9 protein-coding genes are annotated in these 10,308 nt (G+C 72.9%); 2 read left to right on the top strand and 7 right to left on the bottom strand.

Annotation, left to right across the window (positions count from 1 at the left end):
* Positions 1–58: 58 nt before the first annotated feature.
* The 5 genes from ACFWRT_RS36165 to ACFWRT_RS36185 all read right to left on the bottom strand — a co-directional run bounded on the left by ACFWRT_RS36165 (position 59) and on the right by ACFWRT_RS36185 (position 4,749).
* Positions 59–289, bottom strand: a complete 231-nt coding sequence (locus tag ACFWRT_RS36165) for a phosphopantetheine-binding protein (RefSeq protein ID WP_018515030.1) — start codon at positions 287–289, stop codon at positions 59–61.
* A gap of 5 nt (positions 290–294) precedes the next feature.
* Positions 295–927 (bottom strand): isochorismatase family protein, encoded by a 633-nt coding sequence (locus ACFWRT_RS36170; protein WP_380955564.1) that lies wholly within the window; start codon positions 925–927, stop codon positions 295–297.
* A 48-nt stretch (positions 928–975) separates the two neighbouring features.
* Complete coding sequence (locus ACFWRT_RS36175; protein ID WP_380955565.1) at positions 976–2,625, bottom strand: (2,3-dihydroxybenzoyl)adenylate synthase; 1,650 nt, start codon at positions 2,623–2,625, stop codon at positions 976–978.
* Positions 2,622–3,827 (bottom strand): isochorismate synthase DhbC, encoded by a 1,206-nt coding sequence (dhbC, locus tag ACFWRT_RS36180; RefSeq protein ID WP_380955567.1) that lies wholly within the window; start codon positions 3,825–3,827, stop codon positions 2,622–2,624. The genes ACFWRT_RS36175 and dhbC overlap by 4 nt, the downstream gene beginning before the upstream one ends.
* Before the next feature lie 91 nt (positions 3,828–3,918).
* Entirely contained in the window at positions 3,919–4,749 is an 831-nt protein-coding gene (locus tag ACFWRT_RS36185; protein WP_380955569.1) for a 2,3-dihydro-2,3-dihydroxybenzoate dehydrogenase, read from the bottom strand.
* A 102-nt stretch (positions 4,750–4,851) separates the two neighbouring features.
* Here ACFWRT_RS36185 and fhuB point away from each other — a divergent pair, with 102 nt between their 5' ends.
* Positions 4,852–7,215, top strand: coding sequence for a Fe(3+)-hydroxamate ABC transporter permease FhuB (fhuB, locus tag ACFWRT_RS36190; RefSeq protein ID WP_380955571.1), 2,364 nt, complete (start codon positions 4,852–4,854; stop codon positions 7,213–7,215).
* 14 nt (positions 7,216–7,229) lie between these two features.
* Entirely contained in the window at positions 7,230–8,513 is a 1,284-nt protein-coding gene (fes, locus tag ACFWRT_RS36195; RefSeq protein ID WP_380955572.1) for an enterochelin esterase, read from the top strand.
* 132 nt (positions 8,514–8,645) lie between these two features.
* Here fes and ACFWRT_RS36200 read toward each other — a convergent pair whose 3' ends face one another.
* Complete coding sequence (locus tag ACFWRT_RS36200; RefSeq protein ID WP_380955573.1) at positions 8,646–10,112, bottom strand: DHA2 family efflux MFS transporter permease subunit; 1,467 nt, start codon at positions 10,110–10,112, stop codon at positions 8,646–8,648.
* Positions 10,109–10,306: an MbtH family protein gene (locus ACFWRT_RS36205; protein ID WP_380955574.1), complete on the bottom strand. Its 198-nt coding sequence runs from the start codon at positions 10,304–10,306 to the stop codon at positions 10,109–10,111. Before ACFWRT_RS36205 ends, ACFWRT_RS36200 begins: the two co-directional genes overlap by 4 nt.
* Positions 10,307–10,308 lie beyond the last annotated feature (2 nt).

Here is a 10,308-nt window from a genome sequence, read left to right on the forward strand (position 1 = left end):
ACCCGGTACTGCCGGGTCCGCACCGCCCTCGGAAGGACTGCCTACTGCCGCCGTCCGCTCACCCGGTCACCCCGAGCAGCGGCGCCCAGGCCTCCAGTGCCGGCTTCTCGGCGAGGTCGGCGAAGGCCACCTCGATCCCGTGATCGCGGCGCCAGGCCGCGGCCAGGGACATCAGGCGAACGGAGTCGAGTCCGTAGTCGACGAGGTTCTCGTCGAGCGGGATCTCCTCCGGCTCCTCGCCGAGGATGTCGGCGACATCGGCACGTAGCTGGTCCAACGTCAGGGCCACGGCGGTCACTTCCCTTCGAAGACGGCTCGGGTGGTGGTGACGACGGCACACTTGCCGGCCGCCCAGCGCAGCGCCATCGCGTGGTCGTCGGCCGAGAAGTCCGCCACCGCGTCGGCCACCACGAACGCCTGGATGTCCTGCATCCACGCGTCGCACGCCGTCATCAGGACGCCGATGTGGGCGTAGACGCCGGTGAGGACGATCTGGTCGCGGCCCTGCTCACGCAGCCGCTCCAGCAGATCGGTGCGGACGAAACCGCTGTACTTCCACTTGATGATGACCGTCTCGCCCTCGACGGGCGCGACCTCGTCGGCGATGGCCGCCGCGTGCTCGTCGGCCGGCAGGCCCGGGCCCCAGAAGTCCTGCTGGAGCCCGCGCTCCTCGGCGCTCTGGCCGCCGGGCTGCGCGGTGTAGAGGACCGGCACACCCAGGCGCGCCGCCTCCTTCTTCAACTCGGCCACATGCGCCAGGAGTTCGGGCACTGGGGCGGCCTGCCGGTCGTACGCCGACAGGAAGTAGTTCTGCAGGTCGTGGACGAGGAGTACGGCACGCGCCGGGTCGACGGTCCAGTCGACCCGGTTGGCGGGCAGCTCGTCGGCGGCCGGCATGGGGTAGGGGGTGATGGCGGGCAGAGCCATGGCGGAGAGGGTTCCGTTCGAAAGGTGCGGGGACGTACGGCGAAAGCGTCAGAGGGCGGGAGCAGGAGCGGGAGCGGCGGTGGCGGTGCGGGCGGCCGCGTTGCGCAGGTCCTTCTTGGAGACCTTGCCGACCCCGGTCTGCGGGAACGCGTCCACGAACTCGACCCGGTCCGGCACCTTGTAGGCGGCCAGCCCCCGTTCCCGTACGAACCGTTTGATCGCCACCGCCTTCAGCGGACCGGCGCCCGAGCGCAGGATCACGTACGCGCAGACGCGCTCACCCAGATACGGGTCCGGCTCCGCCACCACGTTGGCGTCGTGCACGGCCGGGTGGGCGAGGATGTGGTTCTCCACCTCCTCGGCGGCGACCTTCTCACCGCCCCGGTTGATCTGGTCCTTGGCGCGCCCCTCCACGACGATGTGCCCGCTCTCCGTTACCCGGACGACATCGCCGGTGCGGTAGAAGCCGTCCTCGGTGAAGGAACGGGCGTTGTGCTCGGGGGCGTTCCAGTAGCCGCGGATGGTGTACGGGCCCCGAGTGAGCAGGTGGCCCGTCTCCCCGGGCGCCACCTCGCGGTCCTCGTCGTCGACGACCAGGATCTCGTCGTCCGGCGAGATGGGGCGGCCCTGCGTGGTGACGACGGTCTCCACCGGGTCGTCCAGGCGTGTGTAGTTGACCAGCCCTTCGGCCATTCCGAAGACCTGCTGGAGCGTGCAGCCCAGCGCGGGACGCACCCGGCGGGCCGCCTCCTCGCTGAACTTGGCGCCGCCCACCAGCAGCACGTCCAGGCTGCTGAGGTCATGGGCGCTGCCGGGCGCGGCCTCGGTCCACAGCAGGGCCAGCGGCGGCACCAGGCCCGTGATGGTCACGCCCTCGCGCTCGATGAGTGGGAAGGCCACCTCGGGCGAGGGCTGCGGGCAGAGCACCACGCGTCCCCCGGCGTACAGCGCGCCGAGCGAACCGGGGGAGGAGAGCGGGAAGTTGTGGGCGGCGGGCAGCGCGACCAGGTAGACGCTCTTCTCATCGACCCCGCAGATCTCGTTGGAGCCCCACAGCGAGTAGATGTAGTCGTCGTGCGTGCGCGGGATCAGTTTCGGTACGCCGGTGCTGCCGCCGGAGAGCTGGAGGAAGGCCAGGTCGTCGGGGCGCGGACCGCCGTAGCCGACCGGCTCCTCGGCCACCTCGGCCAGCGCCTCGAACTCCCCCGGGTCCCCCTGGGCGACGAACACGTGCTTCAGCGTCGGGACGTGGGCGCGGGTCTTCGCCGCCAGCTCCCGGTAGTCGTAGCCGCCGCTCTCGGCCGCGATGACATAGGCGACCGCCTCGGTGAACTCGCAGAAGTAGGCGATCTCACTCTCGCGGTGGGCGGGAAGCGCGAAGACGGGCAGCGCGCCGATCCGGAACAGCGCGAAGATCACCTCGAAGAACTCGGCGATGTTGGGGAGTTGGACCACCACGTTGTCGCCCTTGGCGATCCCGCGGGCGAGGAAGCCCGCGGCCAGCCGGTCGGCGCGCCGGTCGAGCTCGGCGTAGGTCCACCGGCTTCCGGCCACCGGGTCGACGATCGCGATCCGGTCCGGGTGCTCCTCCGCGCGCTGCCGTAGCATCTCGCCGAAGGTCTCCCCGCGCCACCAGCCGGCCGCCCGGTACCTCTCGGCGAACTCGGCGGGCCAGGTCGGCGCCGCTTGGGTACTCACAGTTCGGCTCCCACGGCGCTCAGGAACGTACGGAACTTGGCGCCGGTCTCGGCGGTCTCCGCCTCGGGCTCGGAGGCGGCGACGATGCCCGCGCCCGCGTAGAGGCGGAGCGTGCGCTCCTCGGCCTCGGCACAGCGGATCGTGACGACCCATTCGCCGTCGCCGTCGGCGTTCCCCCAGCCGACGACACCGGTGAAGAAGCCGCGGTCGAACGGCTCGGTCTCCGCGATGATCTGACGGGCTGTCACCGTCGGCGTACCGCATACGGCGGGCGTCGGGTGCAGCGCCATCGCCAGGTCCAGCGCCGAGGTGGAGGCGGAGGAGAGAGTGCCGGTGACCGTGGTCGACAGGTGCCACATGGTCGCCGTGCGGATCAGCGTCGGCCGGGGCGGGACGGTCATCCCGGTGCAGTGCGGGGCGAGCGCCTGGTGGACGGCGTCCACGACGACGGCGTGCTCGTGGAGGTCCTTGACCGACTCCAGCAGCGTCGCGGCGCGGCGGACGTCCTCGGCGAGGTCGGCGCTGCGCGGGGTGGACCCGGCGAGCGGGTTGGCGACGACCTGGTTGCCGTGGCGGGAGACGAGCAGTTCGGGGCTGGCGCCGATCAGGGTGCGGGCGGGGCCGGTCGGAGCTGCGAAGGTGTAGCCGGACGGGTCGCGGCGGGCCAGCCGCTGGAGCATCGCGGGCAGGTCCAGCGGGGCGCCGGAGGTGAGTTCCAGAGTGCGGGCCAGCACCACCTTGCTGAACTCGCCGCGCCACATGCGGGCCACGGCGGCGGCGACGCCCTCGCCGTAGACCTCGGGCGCGGGCACCGGCCGGATCTGCCAGTCGGTGGTGGCGGACGGGCCGGCGGGCAGCGCGATCATCGGGTCGGAGGCGAGCGGCGGGGCGGTGCGCACCGACGCCGGAACGTGGAGCGCTGCGGGTGCCGTGTGGTCGAACGGGATGGCGCCGATCACCACGGGCGATTCCTGCCCGGCGGCGACGGCCTCGGCCAGGGTGGCGTCCACCCGGTGGGTCAAGGGTCTCTCGTCGTGCGGGACTTCGCGTCCCGGTCCGCGGGCGAGCAGGGTGCGTCCGGGCGTGGCGAGGAACGTGTCGCCCGGTGTGTAGGCGTCCAGGAGCGACGTGGCCGCTCCTACGGAGGGGTGGGCCGGATCGGCCGGGGGGACGTGCGTGGCGACCTGGGATGCCGTCGACACGGGGACTCCATTCTCGATGGTCCCGTCAGCGGGTGCGGGGGGCTGGTGGGAGGGTGAAGTGGTACGGAGAGGTCGTGCGGGGGGCCGCCGGTCAGCGCAGGGTCGCGCCGCCGTCGACGTACAGCTCCTGGAGCGTGATGTGGCGGGCGCGGTCCGAGGCGAGGAACGCCACCGCGTCGGCGATGTCGGCGGCTTCGGCGATCCGGCCGAGCGGAATGCCGGTGCGGTACGTCGACGGGTCCCCGTCGATCACCCGCGCCTCGGCGCCCGGGTCGGTCCACAGCGCCCGCTGCATGGCGGTGTCGGTGGAGCCGGGGGCGACGACGTTGCAGCGTACGCCGCTGCGGGCGAGTTCGAGGCCCAGACACTTGGTGAACGCGGCGGCGGCCGCCTTGGAGGCGGCGTATGCGGCCATGTTCGTGCGCGGGATCCCGGCGGCGTTGGAGCCGACGGTGACGATGCAGCCGGTCCGCCGGGCCGCCATCAGAGGGGCGACGGCCTGGGAGACCTGGAAGACGCCGGTGGTGTTCACCGCGAAGGTGTCCGCCCAGTCCTGAGCGGAGAGCGTGGTCGCCGGGCCGGTGCGCAGGATGCCCGCGACGTTCACCAGGATGTCCACCGGGCCCAGTTCACGTTCGACTCGGGCCACGGTGTTCTCCACCACGACCCGGTCCGTGACGTCCATCACATACGATTCCAGACAGCCCGCCGACCGCTCGCCCGCCGGCAGTTTCTCCTGCCGCCGGGGCCAGTCGGCGGTCAGCGCCTCGATGCTGTGGCCGGCCCGGTCGGTGGCGGCCACCTGGGCACCGAGGTCGGCGAGAAGTTCGGCGACAGCGGCACCGATGCCCTGTCCGGCACCGGTCACCAGGGCCGTACGACCCTCGAACTCGCCACTTCTGCCCGGTATGTGCTCAGGCATGAAACAACCTCCCCCTGGATGTTAGGTAAGGGTAACCTAAATTGATTCGACCGCCCAGAAGGGTGTCGAGCCGTCGATATACGGTTAGGTTAGCCTCACCTTATGCAAACGCCGCACACGGGGACCACGGCCTCGGCTCCCGAACATGACTCCTCGACCGCCCAGTTGGACCGAGGGGAGAGTGAACGGACGGCCAGGACGCCGCCCGTCGGAGCGGAGGAACCCGCTCCGGCACCCGGCTCCAGACCCGGTACGGGGCTGTCCCCCGACACGGAGATATCGCCGGGTGCGGAGGTCGTCCCGCGCGCGCCCTCGGCCGACGGCCGGGCTGTGGCACTCGCCGTCGCCGGTCTCACGGTGGCCGTTCTGCTGCTCAGCGGCCTCTCCCTCTCCATCGGTGCGGGCGAGGTGGGAGTCGGCGGGGTGCTCGACTACCTGCTGAACCGGGACGGGGCCCGCGACAACGCCCGCCTCTCCCTGGTCGTCGGCGACCTGCGCCTGCCGCGCACCCTCACCGCGCTGCTCGTCGGCGCGGCCCTCGGCGTGGCCGGCTGCCTCCTCCAGGCGGTCACCCGCAACCCGCTCGCCGAGACCGGTCTGCTCGGCGTCAACGCGGGCGCGTCCCTCGGCGTCGTCGCGGGCATCGCGCTCCTCGGCTTCGATTCCGGTTACGCCTACCTGGTCTGCGCGTTCGTCGGCGCGGTGGTCGCCAGCGGCCTGGTCCTCCTCATCTCCAGCCGACGCGGCGGCGGCTCTCCCATGCGCCTGGTGCTCGCGGGAGCGGCGCTCGGCGCCACCTTCGGCGGACTCACCAGCGTCATCGTCGTCAACTCCGCCGAGACCTACGACAGGTTCCGCTTCTGGGTCCTCGGCTCCCTCGCCGGAGTCGAGGGCTTCGGTGAACTCGGCCGCCTGGCCCCCGCCCTCGCCCTCGGATTCCTCGTCGCCCTGCTCGTCGCCCGCCCGCTCTCCGCCCTCGCGCTCGGCGACGACCTGGCCCGCAGCCTCGGCCACCGGCCGCCCGTCATCCGTACGGTCGTCGCCATCGGCGTCACCCTCCTCACCGCCTCCGCCGTCGCCCTCGCCGGGCCCATCTCCTTCCTCGGCCTGCTCGCCGGATTCCTGGCCCGTGCCATCGCCGGCACCCGGCTGGCCGCCCGCCTCCTGCTCGCCGGACTCATCGGCGCCTGTGTGCTCACCGTCTCGGACGTCGCCGCCCGCGTGGTCTCCCGGCCCTTCGAGGCCCCCGTCTCCGTGATCGTCGCCCTCATCGGCGCCCCGGTCCTCATCGCCATCGTCCGCTCCAAGCAGCTTGCCTCGATGGGCATGACGGAACCGGCCACCGAGGAGCGCGCGCCGGACCGCCCGCGCCGCTTCAGACTGACGCTGCCGCGCCCCAAGTCCCGTACCCCCAAGGCCGTTCGCGTCCGTCCACCGGACACCGTCGTCGTCCGCCACGGCCCTCTCTCCCTGCTGATCACCCGCCGCGCCGCGCTCGCCGCCGTCGCGCTCGCCGCAGCCCTCGTGCTCGCCGTCGTCCTCTCCGCCTACGCGGGCCAGAGCGAGATGGGCGTCGCCCGCACATTCCGTGCCGTCTTCGGCCAGGGCGACCGCTTCGACGTGCTGCTCGTCCAGAACTTCCGCCTCGGCCGCATCGTCGCGGGACTCACCGCGGGCGCCGCCCTCGGTCTCGCGGGCTGTCTCACCCAGACCCTGGCCCGCAACCGCCTCGCCACCCCCGAGCTCCTCGGCGTCAACGACGGTGCCACCGCCGCCGTCCTGCTCTCCGTCACCCTCAGTGCCACCGGAACGTTCGGCGCCTGGTGGGCCGGACCGATCGGCGCCCTGGTCGCCGTCATCGTCGTCACCACGGTCTCCGGCGGCCTCGGCCAGCGCGGCTACCGCGTCCTCGTCGTCGGCCTCGCCATGTCCGCCCTGGCCTCCGCGATCACCCAAGTCGTGCTCTCCCGGCGGTCCTTGAGCTCTGCCGGCTCGCTGTACGTCTGGACCTCGGGCAGCCTCAACGGGCGCAGCTACTCCGTCGCCGTCCCCGTGCTCATCGGCCTCGCGGTCCTCGTCCCCATCAGCCTCGCCGTCGCCCGCCACCTGGGCGTCCTGCGCTTCGACGACGCCACCGCCTCCTCCCTCGGCTCCGCCCCCGGCCGGGTCCGCGCCCTCGCCCTGCTGCTGGCCGTCGGCCTCGCGGGCCTCGCGGTCGGCATCTGCGGCCCGGTCGGCTTCGTGGCGCTCGCCTCACCGGTCATCGCCTCCCGGCTCGCCGGCCCCCTGCGGGTCCCGCTGGTCGGTTCGATGCTCACCGGGGCCGTCCTCGTCGTCGTCGCCGACACGCTCGGCCGGATCGTCTTCGATGGCGTCGAACTCCCCGTCGGCATCGTCACCACCGTCCTCGGCGGCCCGTTCCTGCTCTGGGTCCTCCTCGGCCGCTCCGCCGCCACCCGCGTCTGAAAGGCGGCCCGCACATGACCTACCCACCGCGCCGCAACCCGCCCGCCCCGCCCGTATCCCAGGGATCCACCAACACCGAGGTGTCCACCGTGCGAAGTCCCCTGCTGCGTCAGCTCCTTGAGGACACACGCGCGGGCAAGCCCGACGCCGAGGAGGCCTTCTGGCGGTACGTGGCCGCCACCGGCGCCCCTCTCGTCGAACCGGACCCCGAGGGCGAGGCCGACCACCGGCTGGTCACCTTCGTCCGCCGCGAGGACCCCGCCTGCCCCGCCACCCACGTCCTGGCCCTGGTCCACACGGTCACCGACAAGGACCGGCACGCCGGCGACCTCGCCCCGCACCTGATGGAACGCGTCGAGGGCACCGGGGTCTGGGCCATCAGCCACCGGCTGCGCACCGATCACCGCGCGTCCTACCAGTTCCACGCCACCTGCGGCACCCGCGAGGACGCCCTGCGCGCCGACCGCCCCTCCTGGCGCCGGGTCCTCGACCGGGCGGAACCCGACCCGCTCAACACCGGGGCCCCGCTGCCCTCCCGCGACGGCCGCAACCCCGCCTCCGTACTCGAACTTCCCGAAGCGCCCGACCAGTCACGCACCCGGCGCCGCGACGACGTGGACCGGGGGCGGACGCTCGACACCGAGGTGGACGGCCGCCGGATCAGCGTCCACCTCCCGCCGGGACACCGGCCGGACAGCGGTCCGTACGCGCTGGCCGTGCTCCTGGACGGCGAGATGTGGGGGCCGGTCCTCGGTGTCGGCGACATCTTCGACAATCTGCACGCGGACGGCGAACTCCCGCCCACCGTGGCGGTGTTGATCGACACCATGGGCCGCCGCATGGAGGACCTCGCGTGCAGCGCCCCGTTCGTCGACTGGCTTGCCGACACCCTGCTGCCGTGGACCGAGCAGGAGTACGGGGCCGGGGCGGAGGCCACACGTACGGTCGTCGCCGGCCAGAGCGCGGGCGGCCTCACCGCCGCCTTCGCCGCGTTCCAGCGACCCGACCGCTTCGGACTCGCGCTCTCCCAGTCCGGCTCCTTCTGGTGGCCGGACGACGACCGCGAGGGTGAGTGGCTCACCGGCCAGTACGCCTGGGGCGAGCGCCGGCCCATCAGGCTCCAGGTGGAGGTGGGCCACCAGGAGTGGATGCTGCTGGCGGAGAACCGCCGCTTCCGCAACATCCTGCGGGCCCGTGGTTACGACGTGCGCTACCAGGAGTTCAACGGCGGCCATGACTACGCCTGTTGGCGCGGCGGCCTCGCGGACGGCCTGGTGGCCCTGCTCGGCCGCCCGTAACGCGTCCCCACGCCCTCCCCGGAGCACCGAAAGGGGCGGGGCGGCATCCCCCTCCGGATGCCGCCCCGCCCCTTCGCCGTACCCGCTCAGGCCCGGAGAGCCTCGCGCCTGTACCCAGAGCGCCACGCGCTCTCAGCCCTTGACGGCCGGCGCCTCGTCCGCCGCTGCCAGGTCCTCACCCGGCGGCGGCGCGTCCTCGTCGTCGAACGGCGGCGGCTGCGGAGCCTCACGCGGCAGCCGCAGCGCGATGAGCGCCCCGACCGCGACGAGCCCCGCCGTCACCCACACCGCCGTGCGGTACGGGCCCGGGTCGGCGGCTGCCTCCGTCACGTGGCCGCCCCCGATCACCGCCGCACAGGCGGCGATGCCCAGCGCGCCGCCGAGCGTGCGGACGATCTGGAACAGGCCCATCGCCTGGCCCATGTCCGCGGGCCCGATCGACTCGAACCCGGAGATCTGCACGGTGAGCACCGCCGTCCCGAGCACCAGACCGATCAGGAACATCAGCCCGCGCACGCTCCACGCGCTCTCCGCCACGCCCGGGATCGCGAGCGTCGCGAAGACCGCCGCGGCGGCCAGCAGCGCCGGTACGGTCAGCAGCCGGGGCCCGAGCTTCGGCAGCAGCCGGTCCACCACCTGCGAGGCCAGCATCAGCCCCACCGCCTCCGGGAAGACGCTCAGCCCGGCATCCAGCGCCGATGCGCCCAGGCTCGCCTGGTAGAGCAGCGGGAAGACGAACAGCACGCCCATCAGCCCGGCCGCGGTGACCCCGGCCAGCGCGGACGCCGACCCGTACACCCGGTCGGCGAGCAGCCGCAGCTTCAGCAACGGCGTCTTCGCCCGCACCTGGTGCAGCACGGCCGCCACCAGCAGGACGGAGCCCAGCGCCGCGCTGACGGCGACGGCGGGCCGGGTCCAGCCCTGGGAGGGGCCGAAGCCGAGCGCGTACGTCAGCAGCCCCAGCGCCGGGGTGGCCAGCCAGAAGCCGACGGTGTCGAACTTCCCTTCCGGGCCCTCCACATGCTCGCGCAGACCGAAGACACCCAGCAGCACGGCCGCCGTGCCGATCGGCACGTTCACGAAGAACAGCCAGTGCCAGGAGAGGTGTTCGGTGAGCAGGCCGCCCAGCGGCGGACCGAGCGCGGGCATCAGGGCCGTCGGCACGATCAGCACCTTGGCCAGCTTCATCCGCTCGTGCGGCGGGAACGCCCGGAACAGCAGCGTCATCCCGACCGGTGTCAACAGCCCACCGGCCAGGCCCTGTACGGCCCGGGCGACGACGAGCGTGTCGAGGTCCGGTGCCAGACCGCAGACCGCCGAGGCGATCGTGAACGCGGTCAGCGCGCCGAGGAACACCCGCTTCGTCCCGAACCGGTCGCCCAGCCACCCCGCCACCGGCAGCCCCACCGCGAGCGCGACCAGGAAGGCCGTCTCGACGGTGTTGGCAGCGGACAGGGGGCGGTCGAAGTCGCCCGCGATGGTGTAGAGCGCCGGGTTCACGATCGTCGAGTCCAGGCCGTTCATGCACATGGCGGCCGTGTAGACGAGGACGACGGCGACCCGGGGACGTATCCGGGGCCGGATCAGCAGCCCGCTCACCGGGCGGCGAGGGGGCCGGACCAGTGGGCGCCGATCCAGTCCAGCGCCTCCTGGCGGGCGCACGGACCGTGCGCCGTCGACCAGCCGGCGGGCACCGCCGCGAAGAGCGGCCACAGCGAGTGCTGACCCTCATCGTTGGTCAGGACGAGGAACTCCCCGTCCGCGTCGAAGGGGTTGGCGGGTGTGTCACTCATCG

The organism is Streptomyces cyaneofuscatus (genome assembly GCF_042718795.1).
Taxonomy (GTDB): Bacteria; Actinomycetota; Actinomycetes; order Streptomycetales; family Streptomycetaceae; genus Streptomyces; species Streptomyces cyaneofuscatus_A.

Bases quoted from the DNA above. Each gene is read 5' to 3' on its own strand.
- ACFWRT_RS36205 (WP_380955574.1), bottom strand. From the start codon at position 10,306: ATGAGTGACACACCCGCCAACCCCTTCGACGCGGACGGGGAGTTCCTC.
- ACFWRT_RS36185 (WP_380955569.1), bottom strand. From the start codon at position 4,749: ATGCCTGAGCACATACCGGGCAGAAGTGGCGAGTTCGAGGGTCGTACG.
- ACFWRT_RS36170 (WP_380955564.1), bottom strand. From the start codon at position 927: ATGGCTCTGCCCGCCATCACCCCCTACCCCATGCCGGCCGCCGACGAG.
- fhuB (WP_380955571.1), top strand. From the start codon at position 4,852: ATGCAAACGCCGCACACGGGGACCACGGCCTCGGCTCCCGAACATGAC.
- fes (WP_380955572.1), top strand. From the start codon at position 7,230: ATGACCTACCCACCGCGCCGCAACCCGCCCGCCCCGCCCGTATCCCAG.